The 18,440-nt window shown below is 70.9% G+C and carries 15 protein-coding genes; 10 read left to right on the top strand and 5 right to left on the bottom strand.

From position 1 onward, the window contains the following. Window positions 1-66 precede the first annotated feature (66 nt). Window positions 67-573, top strand: a complete 507-nt coding sequence (locus tag R9Z33_RS15655; protein ID WP_318647512.1) for a pyridoxamine 5'-phosphate oxidase family protein — start codon at window positions 67-69, stop codon at window positions 571-573. Between the two features lie 9 nt (window positions 574-582). Here R9Z33_RS15655 and R9Z33_RS15650 read toward each other — a convergent pair whose 3' ends face one another. After that, on the bottom strand, window positions 583-1,143 hold the full coding sequence (locus R9Z33_RS15650; RefSeq protein ID WP_318647511.1) for an alpha/beta family hydrolase: 561 nt from the start codon (window positions 1,141-1,143) through the stop codon (window positions 583-585). A gap of 125 nt (window positions 1,144-1,268) precedes the next feature. Between R9Z33_RS15650 and R9Z33_RS15645 the strand changes: the two genes are divergently transcribed. The 3 genes from R9Z33_RS15645 to R9Z33_RS15635 are packed head-to-tail and all read left to right on the top strand — an operon-like array spanning window position 1,269 to window position 4,605. Continuing rightward, complete coding sequence (locus R9Z33_RS15645) at window positions 1,269-2,474, top strand: CaiB/BaiF CoA transferase family protein (protein WP_318647510.1); 1,206 nt, start codon at window positions 1,269-1,271, stop codon at window positions 2,472-2,474. Window positions 2,475-2,476: 2 nt separating this feature from the next. Then, entirely contained in the window at window positions 2,477-3,331 is an 855-nt protein-coding gene (locus R9Z33_RS15640) for an alpha/beta fold hydrolase (protein WP_318647509.1), read from the top strand. After that, complete coding sequence (locus tag R9Z33_RS15635; RefSeq protein ID WP_318647508.1) at window positions 3,328-4,605, top strand: tetratricopeptide repeat protein; 1,278 nt, start codon at window positions 3,328-3,330, stop codon at window positions 4,603-4,605. Before R9Z33_RS15640 ends, R9Z33_RS15635 begins: the two co-directional genes overlap by 4 nt. Before the next feature lie 2 nt (window positions 4,606-4,607). On the opposite strand, the gene R9Z33_RS15630 is transcribed toward R9Z33_RS15635, so the two are convergent. The 3 genes from R9Z33_RS15630 to R9Z33_RS15620 all read right to left on the bottom strand — a co-directional run bounded on the left by R9Z33_RS15630 (window position 4,608) and on the right by R9Z33_RS15620 (window position 7,976). Then, entirely contained in the window at window positions 4,608-5,573 is a 966-nt protein-coding gene (locus R9Z33_RS15630) for a Bug family tripartite tricarboxylate transporter substrate binding protein (RefSeq protein ID WP_318647507.1), read from the bottom strand. A 109-nt stretch (window positions 5,574-5,682) separates the two neighbouring features. Beyond that, the gene (gene hemB / locus R9Z33_RS15625; protein WP_318651661.1) at window positions 5,683-6,693 is read right to left on the bottom strand and encodes a porphobilinogen synthase; all 1,011 of its coding nucleotides are present in this window, start codon (window positions 6,691-6,693) and stop codon (window positions 5,683-5,685) included. Beyond that, a complete protein-coding gene (locus R9Z33_RS15620) occupies window positions 6,693-7,976 on the bottom strand; it encodes an O-acetylhomoserine aminocarboxypropyltransferase/cysteine synthase family protein (RefSeq protein ID WP_318647506.1) in 1,284 nt (427 codons plus the stop codon). Before R9Z33_RS15620 ends, hemB begins: the two co-directional genes overlap by 1 nt. Before the next feature lie 55 nt (window positions 7,977-8,031). Here R9Z33_RS15620 and R9Z33_RS15615 point away from each other — a divergent pair, with 55 nt between their 5' ends. Continuing rightward, entirely contained in the window at window positions 8,032-8,772 is a 741-nt protein-coding gene (locus tag R9Z33_RS15615; RefSeq protein WP_318647505.1) for a class I SAM-dependent methyltransferase, read from the top strand. Here the strand turns inward: R9Z33_RS15615 and purD are convergent. Beyond that, window positions 8,767-10,035, bottom strand: a complete 1,269-nt coding sequence (gene purD, locus R9Z33_RS15610) for a phosphoribosylamine--glycine ligase (RefSeq protein ID WP_318647504.1) — start codon at window positions 10,033-10,035, stop codon at window positions 8,767-8,769. The two genes, R9Z33_RS15615 and purD, sit on opposite strands and share 6 nt — an antisense overlap. Before the next feature lie 47 nt (window positions 10,036-10,082). Between purD and xseA the strand changes: the two genes are divergently transcribed. The 5 genes from xseA (at window position 10,083) to R9Z33_RS15585 (ending at window position 18,439) form a co-directional block, all read left to right on the top strand. Next, complete coding sequence (xseA, locus tag R9Z33_RS15605; RefSeq protein ID WP_318647503.1) at window positions 10,083-11,528, top strand: exodeoxyribonuclease VII large subunit; 1,446 nt, start codon at window positions 10,083-10,085, stop codon at window positions 11,526-11,528. After that, the gene (locus R9Z33_RS15600; protein ID WP_318647502.1) at window positions 11,525-12,310 is read left to right on the top strand and encodes a M23 family metallopeptidase; all 786 of its coding nucleotides are present in this window, start codon (window positions 11,525-11,527) and stop codon (window positions 12,308-12,310) included. Before xseA ends, R9Z33_RS15600 begins: the two co-directional genes overlap by 4 nt. A 145-nt stretch (window positions 12,311-12,455) precedes the next feature. Next, a complete protein-coding gene (locus tag R9Z33_RS15595; RefSeq protein ID WP_318647501.1) occupies window positions 12,456-13,742 on the top strand; it encodes an efflux RND transporter periplasmic adaptor subunit in 1,287 nt (428 codons plus the stop codon). A gap of 84 nt (window positions 13,743-13,826) precedes the next feature. After that, window positions 13,827-16,988 carry an efflux RND transporter permease subunit gene (locus tag R9Z33_RS15590; protein WP_318647500.1) on the top strand — a complete coding sequence of 1,054 codons (3,162 nt, stop codon included), beginning with the start codon at window positions 13,827-13,829 and terminating at the stop codon, window positions 16,986-16,988. After that, window positions 16,985-18,439, top strand: coding sequence for a TolC family protein (locus R9Z33_RS15585; protein ID WP_318647499.1), 1,455 nt, complete (start codon window positions 16,985-16,987; stop codon window positions 18,437-18,439). Before R9Z33_RS15590 ends, R9Z33_RS15585 begins: the two co-directional genes overlap by 4 nt. Window position 18,440: the final 1 nt, after the last annotated feature.

Raw genomic sequence — 18,440 nt, 5'->3', positions numbered from 1 at the left:
CACCCCCGAAAGGCAACCCGCGCGCGCCTCGCCGGTTCAGCCCTGATCCAGCCGGAGGAACAGGACATGACCGAGGCCCAGAATGACGACGAGGCCCGCATCAAGGTGCGGGACCTGCTTGAACACATCCGCACCGTGATGCTGGTGACGCATGACCCGGAGGGCGGGCTCGATGCCCGGCCCATGGCCGTGCTGGCCGTGGAGGGCGACACGGTCTGGTTCTTCACCGATGTGGAGAGCCCGAAGACGCTGGCCATCGGCCAGGACCACGCGGTGTTGCTGGCCGCCGCCAACCCGGCGGGGCAGGAATACGTCTCGGTCCGGGGCACCGCCCGGGTGACGCAGGACCGCGAGCGCCAGAAGGCCCTCTGGACCGAGGCCGCGCGGCTCTGGTTCCCCGATGGCGCGGGCAGCCCGAAGCTCGCCCTCATCGCCGTCGAGATGAGCGAGGCGCAATACTGGGACGGCGCGGGTTCCAGCGCGCGCTATGCGATCGGCTATGTGAAGGCCCTGCTCACCAAGACGCCTTCCGAGATCGGCGAGAATGCCAAGGTGCGCTTCGGCATGGGTTGAGCGCGGCGGTCAGCCGGGCGGCGCGGCGGGCAGCTCCGCGCAGAAGCGCAGGATCCGCGCGGCGATGGCGTCCCAGCGGGCCGGCGGGATGCGGAACTTGTGGCAGGCATCCACGAACTCGACCGTGACGGCGGGCGAGAAAGCGTATTTGTCCAGGATGCCGCGGCCGCCATAGCTGTCATGGATGCCCTGCAGGATCAGCGTCGGCGCCAGCACATGTTCCAGGTGCTCGTAGCGTGCCGGCTCCGGCGGCTGCCGCGGCCGCTGGAAGGGATAGCCCAGGCAGATCACGGCCCTCATCCGGCGGCGGGTGGCCAGCAGCGTCGCGACCCTGGCGCCCGAGGATCGCGCGATGACGACCGTCCCCTCCGCGTCGGAGATGGCCCGGTCGAGCAGGGCGACGCGCCGCCGGATGTTGCGGTCCAGCTCCTGCGCGCCGGCGGCCTGGAGCAGGTCGAGCTGGCTCGTCCAGGCGCTGGCATGCGCCTCCAGCCGTGGGCGGAGCGGATAGCCGATGCTCGTCTCGGGGGTGCATGAATCCCCATCGAGTTGAATTACTGATCCGAGCATGGTGCGGCCGATCGATGGGGTTGGGGCGGCCGCGAGTCTAGCCCGGGCGGGCAGCGCGGCAAGCCGGCCCGTCTTGCCGCGCCGGGCCGTCGCGCATAATCACGACGGCAGCACGGAGCCAAGACATGTCCCAGCCTTCCGGGCCCCTGAAGGGCCTTCGCGTTCTCGACCTCACCCGCGTCCTCGCCGGGCCGACCTGCACGCAGATGCTGGGCGACCTGGGGGCGGAGATCATCAAGATCGAAAAGCCCGACAGCGGCGACGACACGCGCGGCTTCGCGCCGCCCTTCTGGCCGGAGACGAAGGAGAGCGCCTATTTCCTCGGCGTGAACCGCAACAAGCAGTCGGTTACGGTGGACATCGCCAAGCCCGAGGGCCAGGCGCTGATCCACAAGCTGCTCGAGCATTGCGACATCCTGGCGGAGAACTTCAAGGTCGGCGCGCTGGCGAAGTATGGCCTGGGCTATGAGCAGCTGAAGGCGAAGTACCCGCGGCTGATCTATTGCTCCATCACCGGCTTCGGCCAGACCGGCCCCTATGCGCCCCGCCCCGGCTATGACGCGCTGATCCAGGCGATGGGCGGCATCATGTCGCTGACGGGCGAGCCGGGCGGTTCACCGCAAAAGGCGGGCGTGCCGGTGGCGGACCTCTTCGCCGGCCTCTACGGCTGCATCGGCATCCTGGCCGCGGTGAACCACCGCCACGCCACGGGCGAGGGCCAGCACATCGATATCGGCATGCTCGACACCCACGTCGCCTGGCTCGCCAACCAGGGCATGAACTATCTTGCGACCGGCGAGAACCCGCCGCGCCTGGGCAACCAGCACCCGAACATCAGCCCCTACCAGGAATTCCCGACCAAGGATGGCTACCTCATCCTCGCCGTCGGCAATGACCCGACCTTCGAGCGCTTCTGCAAGAATTTCGGCTGCGAGCACCTGCTGGCGGATGAGCGCTTCGCGACCAACCCGAAGCGCGTCGCCAACCGGGACCTCGTGACCCAGACGCTGACGCCGGTGATGAAGTCCAAGACCACCAGCGAGTGGGTGGAGGCGCTGGAGGCGCTGAAGATCGGCTGCGGGCCGATCAACACGCTGAAGGACGTGTTTGCCGATCCGCATGTGAAGGCGCGCGACATGGTGGTGAAGATGCAGCACGCCTCGGGCAAGGAGATCGAGGTGATCGCCAACCCCGTGAAGCTCTCCGCCACGCCGCCCGACTACCGCTCGGCCCCGCCCGTGCTGGGCGAGCACAGCGAGAGCGTGCTGGGCGGTCTGCTCGGCATGAGTGCCGCCGAGATCGCGGCCCTGCGCGAGAAGGGGATCGTCTGACCATGGAGCGGCCCCGTTTCGGCGCCGTCAGCGGCCCCTTCGAGGGAACGGCGGAGAGCCGCCTCGTGCCGCTGCGCTGGGTGGAATGGGGCCCCGCTTCGGGCAAGCCCGTGGTCTGCGTCCATGGGCTCACCCGCAATGCCCGTGATTTCGATGCGCTGGCGCGGCACCTGGCGGCGCAAGGGCGGCGGGTGATCTGCGTGGACGTGCCAGGCCGCGGCCTTTCGGGCTGGCTGCCGGAGGGGCGCTTCTACGCGGTGCCGCACTATATCGCCGCCATGATGCCGCTGCTGACCAGCCTGGGCGAGTTCGACTGGGTCGGCACCTCGATGGGCGGCCTGATCGGCATGGGCGTCTGCGCGACGCCCGGCCTGAAGATGCGCCGTTTCGTGATCAACGATATCGGTCCCTTCGTGCCGGTGGCCGCCCTTGAGCGCATCCGCACCTACCTCAGCGAGCCGCGCATCTTCGCCGACATCGCGGGGCTGGAGGCCTATCTGCGCCAGGTGCACGCACCCTTCGGCCCGCTCGCGGACGAGGAATGGGCGCATCTCGCGCATTACAGCGCGCGGATGCGGCCCGATGGCCAGGTGGCGCTGCACTACGACCCCGCGATCATGGAGCCCATGCAGGGCGAATTGGCTGATGTGGATCTCTGGCCGCTCTGGCCCGCTGTGGCGAGCCGCCCCGTGCTGGTGCTGCGCGGCGAGCGGTCCGACCTGCTCCTGCGCGAGACGGCGCTCCGCATGGGGGAGAGCCCGGGCGTGCAGGTCGCGACCATCCCGCGCTGCGGCCATGCGCCGGCCCTGATGGAGCCCGCGCAGGTCGCGCTCGTCGCGCATTTCCTGGCGGGATGAGCGACGCGCCGCCCCGGACCGGCTTCTGGGGCGGCCTGCTGGGCCTGCTGCCGCGGCTGGTGCCGCTGGTGGGCGTGCTCATCCTTCTCGTCATCCTGGTGGATGAATTGCAGCGCGATGGCGTGGAGGTGCAGCCCATCGCCGTGCCGCCGCGCCTCGTCGAGCTCGGCCTCACGCCCGATGTGGTGGCATTGCGGCTGACCGATGCGCTGGCGAAGCTGCAGGACAGCGTGGGCGGCGAGCCACGCCGCCGCACCGGCGCCGATGTGGGCGGCGCGCATCCGGATTTCACCGTGCCGCTGACCGGGCTTTCGCTGCGCTCCGTCGCCAGCACGCTGCGCGGCATGCTGGGCATCCCTGAGCGCCGCGTCTCCGGCGAGGTGACCGTGGATGGCGAGGTGCTGCGCCTCAGGCTGCGCCTGTCCGGCCAGGGGGTCATCGCCGATGTGGCGGCCGCCAACCCCGATGCGCTGATCCGTGCCGGCGCGCCGCAGGTCTGGCGCGTGGTGCAGCCCGTGCTCTACGCGTGGTGGCTCTCCAGCGAGGCGGCGACCGAGGCGGAGGTGCGCGAGACGCTGGAGGAAATGATGCAGGAAGCGGGCTCGGACCGTGAGCTGATGCGCACGCTGCAGCTCCTGCTGGGCCGTTCCTATGCGCGGACGGGCGAGGCGCAGGCGGCGCTCGCCGTGAACGAGGCGCAGCTGCGCGAATTTCCGAACTACCCGCCCGCGATCTATGCGCGCGGCCGGGCGCTGCGCGAACTCGGCCGGCTGGACGAGGCGATGGCCGCCTTCGATGCGGCGCAGCGCGCCATGCCGGGCGTGGCCTTTCCGCGCGTCGGCCGCGCGCAGGTGCTGCGGGACCGCGGCGAGAACCAGGCGGCGGCGGACCTCCTGCAGGCAGTGGTGCGTGACAACCAGGTGGATGCGCAAGGCAAGGTGGAGCTGGGTGCGGCGCTGCTGGCGCTGGGCCGCGCCAGGGAGGCGCTGCCACTGGCCCGGCGCGCGGTGGCCGAGGACGCGAAGAACGCCTCGGCCCATACCCTGCTGGGGGATGTGCTGCTGGCCGGGGGGCAGCCCGCCGCCGCCCTGGCCGCCTATGAGGCAGCGCTCGCCCAGGCGCCGCTTTGGGGCGAGGCGCAGCTCGGCCGGGTGGAGGCGCTGCGGGCGCTGGGCCGCGCCGAGGAGGCGCGCGCCGCCCTGGCCGAGGCGCGGCCGGTGATCGCGGCGGTGCCGCGCCTCGCGCCCCGCCTCGCGCGGCTCGATCCGGGCTGAGCCTATTCGGGCTGCACGCCGGCCGCCCGCAGGATCGCCGTCTGCTGCGTGATGCTCGCCCGGACCAGCGCCATCACCTGCGCCGGCGTGTCATAGCCCGCGCGCGGCGTGACGCCCGCAAGCTCCGCGAGGCGGGAGGCGGTCTGCTGCACGGCGGTGCGAAAGGCCTCGCCCAGGGCGGCGACGACCGGGGCCGGCGTCTGCGCCGGGGCGACGATCGGGAAATACTCCTCCAGCACCACGCCGGAGAGCCCGGCTTCAGCCGTGGTCGGAACGTCGGGCAGGACGGGCGTGCGCGCATCCGCCAGCACGGCCAGCGCCCGCAGCGCGCCGCCGCGCACCTGGCCGATGGAGGAGGCCATGGTGGGCAGGCCGACCTTCACCTCACCCGAGACGAGCGCGGCGACGGAGGGGCCGCCGCCGCGGTAATGCACGACGTCCGACTGCACGCGCGCGATGGAGCGGAACAGCTCGGCCGCCACATGCACGCCGCTGCCATTGCCGGTCGCGGCGATGTGGTAGTTCTGCGGTGAGGCCCGCATCAGGGCCACCAGCTCCTGCGCTGTGCGGGCGGGCACCTGCGGGTTCACGACGAGGACGTAGGGCGAGAAGCCGGCGACGGCGATGCCGGTGAAGTCCTCCAGCGTGTTGTAGGGCACGCGGGCCACGATGGCGGGCACGGTCGGCAGGGAGGAGTTGATGAGCAGCGTCTGGCCGTCGGGGGCCGCGCGGGCCGCGGCTTCGGCGCCGATGACGCTGCCGGCACCGGCGCGGTTCTCGATGACAACGGGCTGGCCCAGGATCTGGCCTGCCGCTTCGCCCACGATGCGGCCCACGATGTCGTTGGAGCCGCCGGGCGCGAAGGGCACGATGAGGCGGATGGGCCGCGTGGGGCGCCAGGCCTGGGCGAGTGCGGGTACGGGCAGCAGTGCGAGGCCCGTGGCGAGGAGCTGGCGACGTGACGGCATGGTTTCCCCCAGTTTATGTGCCCTCAGGATGGCAGGGCACCTCGGTTGGGGGAAGCCTATGTTTTGGGGCCTGGGGCCTTGCGGCCCCAGCCGCCGGAGGCCTGTTTCGCTATCCCGCCTTGATGATCTTCGCCGCCTTCACCGCGAAATAGGTGAGGATCCCATTGGCCCCGGCGCGCTTGAAGCACATCAGGCTTTCCATCATCGCGCGGTCATGATCGAGCCAGCCGCGTTCGATGGCGGCCATGAGCATCGAGTACTCGCCGCTCACCTGATAGACGAAGGTGGGCGCGCCGAATTCGCGGCGCACGCGATGCACCACATCGAGATAGGGCAGGCCGGGCTTCACCATCACCATGTCCGCGCCCTCGGCGAGGTCGAGTGCGACTTCGCGCAGCGCCTCGTCGGTGTTGGCGGGATCCATCTGGTAGGTCTTCTTGTCCTTCGGCCCCGTGCGGTCTGGCCCGGTGAGGGAGCCGATGGCGTCGCGGAAGGGCGCGTAGAAGCCCGAGGCGTATTTCGCCGCGTAGGACATGATGCGCGTGTGGATCAGCCCCTCGGCGTCGAGCGCGCGGCGGATGGTGCCGATGCGGCCATCCATCATGTCGGAAGGGGCGACCACGTCCACGCCGGCCTTGGCGTAGTTGAGGGACATGGTCACCAGCGCCTCGACGGTCTCCTCGTTATGGACCTCGCCGTTGCGGACCACGCCGTCATGGGCGTGCAGCGTATAGGTGTCGAGCGCGATGTCACCGATGATGCCCACACCGGGATGCGCCGCCTTGAGCGCGCGGGCGGCGCGGCAGGTGAGGTTGTCGGGGTCCAGCGCCTCGGTGCCGTCCTCGTCGCGGGATTCCATCGGCGTGTAGGGGAAGAGCGCCACGGCCGGAATGCCGAGCGATGCCGCCTCCGCGACATGTTCGGCGACGACGTCCGTGCTGACCCGGAAGACGCCGGGCATGGAGGGAACCTCGACCCGCTGCCCTTTGCCTTCGGTCAGGAAGATCGGCCAGATGAGGTCACTCACATGCAGCGCGTTCTCGGCGACCAGGGCGCGCGTCCAGGCATCCTGGCGGTTGCGCCGCATGCGGGTGGTCGGGAAGGAGCCTGCGTAATGCATCACGCCAGCGCCTGTTCGAGATCGGCCAGGATGTCGTCAATGTGCTCGATGCCGATGGAGAGGCGGATATAGCCGGGCGTGACCCCGCTCGCCGCCTGCTCGGCCTCGTTCAACTGGCTGTGGGTGGTGGTGGCGGGATGGATGGCGAGGCTGCGCGCATCGCCGATATTCGCCACATGGTAGAACATCTTGAGCTTCTCGATGAAGGCCTGGCCCGCTTCCTTGCCGCCCTTCAGTTCGAATCCCATGAGGCTGCCATAGCCGCCCTTCAGATAGGCCTCGGCGCGGCGCTTCGCCTCGCCTTCGGCGAGCGAGGGGTGGATCACGCGGCTCACCTTCGGATGCGCGGCGAGATAGGCCGCGACGCGGATCGCGTTGCTGCAATGCCGCTCCATCCGCAGCGGCAGCGTCTCGAGGCCCTGCAGGAACATGAAGGCGTTGAAGGGCGCCATGGGCGCGCCGATGTCGCGCAGCAGGCAGGTGCGCATGCGGAGGATATAGGCGATGGGGCCGAGCGGCTTGGCCGCCTGCGACCAGACCGCGCCGTGATAGGAGGGGTCCGGCTTGTTCAGCGTGGGGAAGCGATCGCCGCCCGCCTCCCAGTCGAAATTGCCGCCATCCACCACGATGCCGCCGATGGAGGTGCCATGCCCGCCGATCCACTTCGTGGTCGAGTGCATGACGATGGCCGCGCCATGCTGGAAGGGCTTGCAGATGATGGGGGCCGCCGTGTTGTCCATGATCAGCGGCACGCCCAGGCGCCGGCCGATGGCCGCCACTTCCGCGATCGGGAAGACCTGCAGCTTCGGGTTCGGCAGCGTCTCGGCGTAGTAGCAGCGGGTGCGCGCATCGGTCGCGCGCGCGAAGGCCTCGGGGTCGGCCGGGTCCACGAAGCGCACCTCGATGCCGAACTGCTTCAGCGTATTGGCGAAGAGGTTGTAGGTGCCGCCATAGAGGTCGGTGCTGCTGACGATGTTGTCGCCCGCCTCGCAGAGGTTCATCACGCAGAAGCTGGTCGCCGCCTGGCCCGAGCCGACCGCCAGCGCCGCCGCACCGCCCTCGAGCTGCGCGATGCGCGTCTCCAGCGCATCGCAGGTCGGGTTCATGATGCGGGTGTAGATGTTGCCGAGCTCGGCCAGGCCGAAGAGGCGCGCCGCGTGGCCCGTGTCCTGGAACTGGAAGGAGGTGGTCTGGTGGATCGGCACGGCGACGGAGCCGGTGTTCGGGTCCGCGCGATGGCTGCCGCCATGCAGCGCGATGGTCTCGGGATTGGTGTAGGTCATGGCTGGCCTCCTTGCTTTGGAGGGAGGGTGCCATCCCTGGCGGGAAGGTGGAAGGGTGCGGTTTGTGGCGCGGAACATCTATGACGACCCGGCCTTCTTCGCCGGCTATGCGGGGCTCGAACGCTCCCGCCTCGGACTGGACGGCGCGCCCGAATGGCCGCGCCTGCAGGCCATGCTGCCGCCGGTCGAGGGTCTGCGCGTGGCCGATCTCGGCTGCGGCTATGGCTGGTTCTGCCGCTGGGCGCGGCAGGCAGGCGCGGCCCGCGTCCTGGGGCTCGACCTCTCGCGCCGCATGCTGGACGCGGCGCGGGCGCGCACGGAGGGGGAGGGCATCACCTATGTGGAGGGCGATCTCGCGGCGCTGGCGCTGCCGGAGGCGCGGTTCGACCTCGTCTTCAGCTCGCTCGCCTTCCACTATGTCGCGGATTTCGGGCGGCTGCTGGCAGCGATCCGGCAGGGGCTCGCGCCGGGCGGGCGGCTTGTCTTTTCCATCGAGCATCCGCTGCTCATGGCGCCGCGCGCGCCGGGATGGCGGCGCGAGGCGGATGGGCGGCTCACCTGGCCGGTGGATGCCTATCTGGAGGAAGGCCCGCGCGAGACGCATTGGTTCGTCCCCGGGGTGGTGAAGCACCACCGCAGCCTCGCCACCACGCTGAACAGTCTGGTCGGCGCGGGCTTCGCGCTCGCGCGCCTCGAGGAATTCGGGCCGAGTGCCGAGCAGGTGGCGTCCCGGCCTGAATGGGCGAAGGAGCGGGAGCGGCCGCTCTTCCTGCTGGTCTCGGCAGCGGCCCTATAGGGCCCGCCAGCCGATGTCGCTGCGGCAGAAGCCCTCGGGCCAATCCACCTTGGCCACCGCGGCATAGGCCGCGGCACGGGCCTCGGCGAGTGTCGCGCCCGTGGCGCCGATGCCCAGCACGCGTCCGCCATTGGCCACCAGCCGTCCGGCCTCGTCCCGCGCCGTGCCGGCATGGAAGATCTGCACGCCGGGCACCTGGGCCGCTTCCTCCAGGCCGCGGATCTCCGTGCCCTTGCGCGGCGTGCCGGGATAGCCCTCGGCCGCCATCACCACGAGCAGGCTCGCCAGCTTCTCCCAGCGCAGGTCGAAATGCTTGAGCTCGCCCTGGGTGGCGGCGAGCAGGGCGGGCAGCAGGTCGGAGCGCAGGCGCAGCATCAGGGCCTGGCATTCCGGGTCGCCGAAGCGGACGTTGAATTCCAGCAGCTTCGGGCCATCGGCCGTCAGCATCAGCCCGGCGAAGAGCACGCCCTGGAAGGGGGTGCCGCGCCGCGCCAGTTCGGCCAGGACCGGGTTGATGCAGGTGGCCATGACCTGGGCCTGCAGTGCCTCGGTGAAGGCGGGCGGCGGCGAATAGGCGCCCATGCCGCCAGTATTGGGGCCGGTGTCGCCATCGCCCACGCGCTTGTGGTCCTGCGCCGCGCCGAGGGGGATGGCATGCGTGCCGTCGCAGAGGGCGAAGAAGCTGATCTCCTCGCCGATCAGGCATTCCTCGATGACGACGACGCGGCCCGCCTCGCCATGGATGCCGCCCTCCATCATCTCGGTCACGGCCTCCTCGGCCTCGGCGACGGTGGTCGCCACCACCACGCCCTTGCCGGCGGCGAGCCCATCGGCCTTCACCACGATGGGCGCGCCCTGTGCGCGGATATGGGCGCGGGCGGCTTCGGCCTCGGTGAAGCGGCCATGGACGGCGGTGGGGGCGCCGGCCGCATTGGCGATCTCCTTGAAGAAGCTCTTGCTGCCTTCGAGTCGCGCCGCCGCCGCGCGCGGGCCGAAGCAGGGGATGCCGGCCTTGGCGCAGGCATCGGCCAGGCCCAGCGTCAGCGGTGCCTCGGGGCCGGCCACCACCAGGTCCACGGCATTTTCGTGCGCGAAGACGACAATCCGGGGGATGTCCTCCGCGCCGATTCCCACGCATTCCGCCACTTCCGCGATGCCCGGATTGCCCGGCGCGCACCACAGCTTCGTCAGCAGGGGGGAGGCCGCGATGGCCCAGCACAGGGCATGCTCACGGCCGCCACCGCCCACAACAAGAACCTTCATCGCAACACCGCCTCTGCAAAACCCAATTCCGCCCCTATAAGTCGGGTATGGATGGAATCGGCGCCAATGTTCCCGAATATGGTGTGGGCGAGTTGGCGGGGGCCATCAAGCGCACCCTGGAGGGCGCCTTCGCCCGCGTGCGGGTCCGCGGCGAGCTGACCGAGGTCAAGCCCTATGCCTCCGGCCACATCTACCTCTCGCTCAAGGAAGAGAACGCCAAGATCGAGGCGGTGATCTGGAAGAGCGCCGTCTCCCGCGTCGGCCTGCGGCCGGAGAACGGGATGGAGGTGGTGGCGACCGGCCGCCTCTCCACCTATGCCGACCGCTCGAAGTACCAGCTCGTCATCGAGAAGCTGGAATATGCCGGCGCCGGCGCCATGCTGGCCCGCATCGAGGCGCTGAAGGCCGCACTCCTGAAGGAGGGGCTGTTCGAGACCGAGCGCAAGCGGAAGCTGCCCTTGCTCCCGCGCGTCATCGGCGTGGTGACCAGCCCGCAGGGCGCGGTGATCCAGGACATCCGCACCACGCTGGCCCGCCGCTTCCCGCGCCATGTGATCCTCTGGCCCGTGCCGGTGCAGGGGGAGGGGGCGGCCGAAAAGATCGCCGCCGCCATCCGAGGCTTTTCCGAACTGCCCGAGAATGGCCCGATCCCCCGCCCGGATGTCATCATCGTGGCGCGCGGCGGCGGTTCGCTCGAGGATCTGATGGCCTTCAACGAGGAGGTGGTGGTCCGTGCCGCCGCCGCCTCGACCATCCCGCTCATCTCCGCCGTCGGCCACGAGACCGACACGACGCTGATCGATTTCGCGAGCGACCGCCGCGCGCCGACGCCCACCGCCGCGGCCGAGATGGCGGTGCCCGCGCGCCTGGAACTGGCGGCCGATCTCGCCCAGCGCGGCGCGCGGCTGGACAACCGCATCACCGCCCGCCTGCGCGAGGCGCGGCTGCATGTGACCCGCGCCGAGGCGGGCCTGCCCGACCTGCCCGCCATGGTGAACCAGCTCCGCCAGCGCCTGGATGACCGTGGCGAGCGGCTGCGCGCGGCCCTGCCGGGCTTCGTCGCCGGCAAGCGGGCGACGGTCGCGCGGCTTGGCGCAGGGCTGCGCCACCCGCGCGAGTCCATCGCGGCCGGCCGCCATGCGCTCTCCGCGCTGGACCAGCGGATGCAGGCCGCCTGGGCGCGCGGTGCCGCACGGCGGCAATCCGCCCCGGCGCTCACGCGCCTCTCGCCCGTGCCGGTGCAGGCGCTGATCCGCGAGCAGGCGGCGCGCGTCGAGGGCCTCGCCGCCCGGCTGGAGGCGGTCAGCTACAATGCCGTCCTCGCCCGCGGCTTCGCCCTGGTGCAGGGGGCCGATGGCGCGGCGCTGACCCAGGCCGCGCAGGTCGCACCCGGCGCGGCGCTGACGCTGACCTTCCAGGATGGCGCCGTGAAGGCGACCGCGGCGGGCGCCAAGCCGAGAACCACGAAGCCCACGCAGGGTAGCCTGTTGTGAGGCGCCGCGCCGCCCTTGCCCTGCCGGCCCTGATGCTCGGGGCCGGTCCGGCGCGGGCGGTCGAGTGGCGCGGCACGCCCCAGCAGGGCGCGCTGCTGATCGGACAGGGGGCGGCGGGGCAACGCCTCGCGCTGGATGGGCAGGCGGTCCGTGTCTCGCCCGAGGGATTCTTCGCGCTCGGCTTCGGACGGGACCATGGGCCCTCGGCCACGCTCACGGCCAATGGCGTGGCGCGCCCTATCGCCGTCGCGCGGCGGGAGTGGGATGTGCAGCACATCACCGGCCTGCCCCCCGCCCAGGTGACGCCCGATGCCGCCGCGCTGGAGCGCATCCGGACGGAGCGCGAGCGCCTTGCCGCCGTGCGCGGCCTGGATTCCGGGCGCACCGATTTCGTCCGCGGCCTGGCCTGGCCGGCGCGGGGGCGGATCAGCGGCATCTTCGGCAGCCAGCGCGTGCTGAACGGCCAGCCGCGCCAGCCGCACTACGGTCTCGACGTCGCGGGGCCGGTCGGCACGCCCATCCTTGCCGCGCAATCGGGCCAGGTGACGCTGGCGGCGGATTTCCATTTCTTCGGCCAGCTCATCGTGCTGGACCATGGGCATGGGGTGAACACGCTCTACGCGCATCTTTCGGCGATCGAGGTGCGGCAGGGCGAGGATGTGCGCCAGGGCCAGCGGATCGGCGCCATGGGCGCCACCGGCCGCGTCACGGGGCCGCATCTGCATTTCAGCCTGAGCTGGTATCGCGTCTGGCTGGATCCGCAGCCGCTGTTGCCGGCCTGACCTGATCGGCTGCGTGACGAAGATTTTAACTCTAATCGCTACCGGCTCGTTCAGCTTCCGTTTATCTTCTGGCCCATCGCGAGGTTCCGGCAGCGCGTGAGTTGCGTTGTCCGTTCGCCTTCGCGTTGGAAAGTCCAGAACCCGCATGAATGTGATCCACCAGGAACGGGCCAAGGCCGAGACGCAGGCCGAGACCAAGGTCCAGGCCGAGGCGCCCGTGGAGGCCAAGGCCGGTGGCGTGCCCTGGCGCTGGATCGGCCTCGCGGCGCTGCTCGCGGCGGGCGCCTGGTTCATCATGAACCAGGCCGAGCCCCCGCCCGCCCAGGCCCCCGCGCCCGAGCGCCTGCCGGCCGGCGAGTTCCGCCTGAACGAGAATGAAATGCGGGCCCTGCGGATCGAGCCGGTGGCGATGCGCGAATTCCGCCCCGAGCGCCTGGCCGAAGGCCGCATCGCCTATAATGATGACCGCTCGACGCCCATGCTCTCGCCCTTCACCGGCCGCGTGATCCGTGCCTTCGCCCGCGTGGGCGACCGGGTGGAGGTGGGCCAGTCCCTCTACGAGGTGGAGACGCCCGAGATCACGGCCGCCGCCAATGAATGGCTCGCGGCACTCGACAATGTGCAGAAGACGCGCGTGGCGCTGGAGCAGGCGCGGCGCGAGGAGGCGCGGCAGCAATCCCTCTTCTCCGCACGCGCCGCCTCGCAGCGCGATGTCGAGCAGGCGCGCGCCGCCACCAGCGCGGCCGAGGCGGATGCGCGCAGCGCCCTCGCCCAGGCCGAGGCGTATCGGGACCGCCTGCGCGTCCTGGGCCGCACGCCCGAGCAGATCGCCGAGATCGAGCGCACGCGCCAGGTGAGCGCGCTGATCACGGTCACCGCGCCGCTCGCCGGCACCATCACGCAGCGCCGCGTGGGCCCCGGACAATGGGTCCAGGCGGGGCAGGGCGAGCCGGTCTTCACCATCGCCGATCTCTCGACCATGTGGCTGGTCGCCCATGTCCGTGAGCTGGACGTGCCGATGATCCGCGTGGGCCAGCCGGTGGAGGTCACGGTGGGCGCGCTGCCCGGGCGCGAATTCCCGGCCCGCATCGTCCGCACCTCGGCCGGCCTCGATCCCGCGACGCGGCGCCTGACGGTGATGGCCGAGGTGCAGGACCCGGACGGCGTGCTGCGGCCCGAGATGTTCGCCAATTTCCGCATCTCGGTGGGCGACGCCGAACGCTCGCCCGCCGTGCCGGCCAGCGCCGTGATCTTCCGCGGCTCGGAGGCTTTCGTCTGGGTGGCCCTGCCGGAGGGCCGCTTCACCATGCGCCGCATCACGCCCGGCATCCGCGCGGGTGACATGATCCAGGCGAAGGACGGCGTGCAGGGCGGGGACCGGCTGGTTACCGGCGGCGCGCTCTTCATCGACCGCGCGGCGCGGATCGACTGACCGCATGGTCACGGGGCCGCCTTGCCGCCGTGACGGACCCGGGCCCCGCCGCCATGGCACGCGACCCATCTGATCGGACCTTGAATGCGTCAAATCGTCGCCATTTCGCTGCAGCAGCGGGCGCTGGTCATCCTGCTCTTCATCGCCTTCGTGGCGGTGGGCGCCTATGGCTTCCTGAAGCTGAACATCGAGGCCTATCCGGACCCGGTGCCGCCGCAGGTCGTCATCATCACGCAGAACCCCGGGCAATCGGCCGAGGAGATCGAGCGCTACGTCTCCATCCCGGTGGAGCTCGCAATGGCGGGGCTGCCCAACCTGAACTCGATCCGCTCGACCAGCCTCTTCGGCCTGTCCGACGTGCGGGTGCAGTTCACCTTCGCCTACACCTATGAGCAGGCGCTGCAGCAGGTGCTGAACCGCCTCGCCGTCCTGCGCGACCTGCCGGATGGCGCCAACCCCACCATCAGCCCGCTCTCGCCCATCGGGGAGATCATGCGCTACCGCGTCGTGGGCCCGCCCGGCTTCTCGCCCGATGACCTGAAGGTGCTGCAGGAATGGGTGCTGGAGCGGCGCTTCAAGCGCGTGCCCGGCGTGGTGGATGTGACGAGCTTCGGCGGCCGCAGCAAATCCTACTCCGTCACCATCGACCTGCCGCGCCTCAACGCCTTCGGCCTGCAATTGCCGGCGGTGATCGAGGCGGTGCGCAGCGGCAACGCGACGGTGGGGGCGGGCACCATCCAGATCGGCCCGCAGGCCGCGGTGGTGCAGGGCATCGGCCTGATCCGCAGCCTGGACGACATCCGCAACATCGTCCTCAGCGCATCGAGCGATGGCACGCCCGTGCTGCTCTCCGATGTCGCGACCATCGAGATCGGCGCGCTGCCGCGCCTCGGCATCGCGGGACATGAGAGGGATGAGGATGTGGTGCTGGCCACCGTGCTGATGCGGCGCGGCGAGCAGACGCTGCCTACCATCCATGGCGTGCAGGCCGAGGTCGCGCGCATCAATGCGGGCGGCATCCTGCCGCCGGGCGTGCGCATCGTGCCCATCTATGACCGCGAGGAACTGGTGAAGCTCGCGACGCACATGGTGGTGCACAACATCATCGTGGGCGTGGTGCTCATCCTCGTCATCCAGTGGCTCTTCCTGGGTGATCTCAGGGGCGCCATCGTCGTCGCCGCCACCATTCCCTTCGCCTTCTTCTTCGCCGTGCTGGTGATCCTGGCCCGCGGCGAGAGCGCCAACCTGCTCAGCATCGGCGCGCTGGATTTCGGGCTGCTGGTGGATGCGACCATCATCATGGTGGAGAACATCTACCGCCACCTCGCCATGGCGCGGCGCAACCCGCATCTCTATGCGGGCGGGCAGGCGGCGGGCGGGTTGTCCGGCATCTCGCTCATCATCCTCCGCGCGGGCAGCGAGGTGGGCAAGCCCATCCTCTTCGCGCTGCTCATCGTCATCGTCGCCTTCATCCCGCTCTTCACGATGGGCGGCATCGAGGGGCGCATCTTCGGCCCGATGGCCAAGACCTACGCCTATGCCATCGCGGGCTCGCTGATCGCGGCCTTCACCATCGTCCCGGCGCTGTCCGCCGTGCTGCTGAGCGAGAACAGCCAGGAGCGCGACACGCCGCTGGTCCGCGCGCTGCGCTGGTCCTATGCCAAGCTCTACCAGGCGGCGATGGCGGCCCGCGCCTTCGCGCTGACGGTCGCCGCCATCCTGGTCGCCGTCTCGATCTTCGTGCTCTCGCTGCTTGGCGCCGAATTCCTGCCGACGCTGGAGGAGGGCAACCTCTGGGTCCGCGCCACCATGCCGGGCACCATCTCCCTGGAGGAGGGGCACGCGACGGTGCAGGGCATCCGCGCCACGCTGATGGAATTCCCCGAGGCCATCACCGTCACCTCGCAGCAGGGCCGCCCGGATGACGGCACCGACCCGGCCGGCTTCTTCAATGCCGAGTTCTTCATGCCCCTCCTGCCGCCCGAGCGCTGGACCACCGCGCGCAACCGCGATGGCCTGGTGGCGGCGATCAACGCCCGCCTCTCCGAACGGTTCCTCGGCGTGCAGTTCAGCTTCGCCCAGGCGATCAGCGACAACGTCCAGGAGGCGGCCTCGGGCGTGAAGGGGGCGAATGCCATCAAGGTCTTCGGCACCGAGCTCGACGTGCTGACGGCCCGCGCGGAACAGATCCGCGGGCTGCTGACGCAGGTGCGGGGCCTGACCGACATCGCGGTCTTTCCCACGCTCGGCCAGCCCACCGTCTCGGTCACCATCGATCGCGCGCGCGCCGCCCGCTTCGGCCTGCGCGTGGAGGAGATCAACGACGTGATCCAGGCGGCGATCGGCGGGCGCGAGGCGGGGCGCCTCTACGAGCCGGGGGGTGACCGCAACTTCCCCATCGTGGTGCGCCTGGCCGAGCCCTATCGCAACAGCCTCGACGCCATCGGCCGCATCCCGGTGGGCGGGCCGCGCGGCGCGGTGCTGGCCGATGTCGCGTCCATCCAGCTCGTCTCGGGCACGGCCTATGTCTATCGCGAGGATGGCAGCCGCTACGTGCCCATCCGCTTCTCGGTCCGCGGCCGCGATCCGGCGAGTGCCGTGCTGGAGGCGCAGGCCCTGGTGCAGCGCGAGGTGCAGCTGCCGCCCGGCTATCGCCTCGACTGGGTGGGCGAGTTCCGCAACCTGCAGGAGGCGGTGAAGCGCCTGCTGATGATCGTGCCCGTCGCGCTGATCATCATCATGATCCTGCTCTACGTGCAGTTCGGCAACATCCGGGAGATGCTGCTGGTCATGGCCATGGTGCCGATGTCGCTGGTCGGTGGCATCCTGGCGCTGGGGGCGGCGGGTCTGAACTTCTCGGTGCCGGCCGCCATCGGTTTCCTGGCGCTCTTCGGCATCACCGTGATGGAGGGGATCATCCTGCTCGCCCACTTCAACCACCTGCGGCATGAGGGGATGCCCTGGCGTGCCGCCCTCGACCAATCCGGCCAGGACCGGCTGCGCCCGGTCTTCATGACCTGCTTCGCGAGCTTCTTCGGCCTGCTGCCCATGGCGCTGGCGACCGGCATCGGCGCGGACGTCACCAAGCCGCTCGCCATCGTCGTGGTGGGTGGCATCGGCCTCGTGCCGGTCTTCATCCTGGTGGTGTTCCCGGCGCTGATCGACCTGCTGGGCCGCCCGGCCGACCTCGCGCGGCAGGAGGCGGCGCTGGCGGCGCGGCGTGAGCGCGCGGGGCTGCCGGCATGATGCGCCTCACCCCCTCGCTGGCGCTGCTGCTGCTGGCCGCGCCCGCATGGGCGCAGACCCCGCCCACCGTGGCCGCGCCCGCCGCGTCGCCCACCGCCCGCCCGGCGCGCGCCGCCGGCCCCGGCATGGCGCCGCTGCCGCTGCCCGCCGGCACGCGCGTGATCTCGCTCGACCAGGCGGAGCGGATGCTGCTGGAGCGCAACCTCAACGTCATCGCGGCGCAGCGCGGGGTGGATGCGGTGCGCGCGCAGCGCCTCGTCGCCTCCTCCCTGCCGCCGCCCTCGGTCACGGTCGGCAACAACTTCGCCGAGTTCAACAGCACGCAGAGCAACAACCGGATCGAGGGGGCGCGCTTCATCAGCCCCTCGAACAACATCGCCCTCGGCCTCACCGTGCTGATCGAGACGGGCGGCAAGCGCACGCTGCGCACGCGCCTGGCCGAGCAGAACATCGCGGTGGCCGAGGCGCAGGTGCTGGATGCGCTGCGCGGCCAGTTCTTCCAGCTCCGCCAGGCCTTCATCGCGGCGCTGGCGGCACGCGCCAATCTCGAGGTGGCGCTCGCCAATCGGGGCAGCCTGGACCGCACCGAGGCGCTGCTGCGCCGGCAATTGCAGGATGGCGCGCTGCCCGAGGGCGACCTGCTGCGCTTCCAGGCGAGCCGGCTGCCCTTCGAGGCCGACGTCACCAATGCGGCGCAGAACTACGCGGCCGCCGTCGCGCAGGTGGCTGTCGTTCTGGCGATGGACGCCGCCGCCTTCAGCGCGCCCGCCACGCGCAACGCGACCACCGCAGCGCTGCCGCCCGTGGCGCTCGACGTGCGCGGCCGCTTCGACGCCATGCCGACGCCGGGTGCGACGCGCGAGGAGCTGGCCGAGGCGGTGCAGAACCGCGCCGATGTGGTGGCCGCCGCGCGCGCCGCGACCGCGGGCGCGGCGAATACCAGCCTCGCGGAAGCGCAGCGCTGGCGCGACGTGACCCTGAACGGTGGCTGGAGCCGCTCGCGCCTCTCGCAGGACCTGCCCAGCGCCTCGCAGCCGCTGAACGCCACCAACCAGTTCACCTTCAGCCTCTCCGTGCCGCTCTTCACCAACCAGATCGTGACCGGGCAGGTCGGCACGGCGGCGGGACAGCAGGCGCAGCTGGAGGCGCAGGCGCGCGCCGCGTTGCTACAGGGCCGGGCCGATTTCGCCACCGCCTGGGCGGCCTACGAGCAGTCCCGCGCGCTGCTGCGCCTCTACACCGGCGGCGCGCTGAACCGGGCCGAGCTGGCCTATCGCAGCGCCGAGCAGGCCTATCTCGCCGGCGGCCGCTCGCTGCTCGACGTGCTGGACGCGCTGCGCACGCTGAATGCCACGCGCGTCGGTGCGAACAATGCCCGCGCCGCCTATCTGACGGCGCTGGCGCAGCTCGAATTCGCGACGGGCGTGAGCGGGGTGGCCGCGCGGCTTTGAT

The sequence above is a fragment of the Sediminicoccus rosea genome, from assembly GCF_033547095.1.
In the GTDB taxonomy this organism is placed as follows: Bacteria; Pseudomonadota; Alphaproteobacteria; order Acetobacterales; family Acetobacteraceae; genus Roseococcus; species Roseococcus rosea.
Note: the sequence above shows the minus strand (reverse complement) of the source record. Positions and strands in the feature narration are given on the sequence as shown.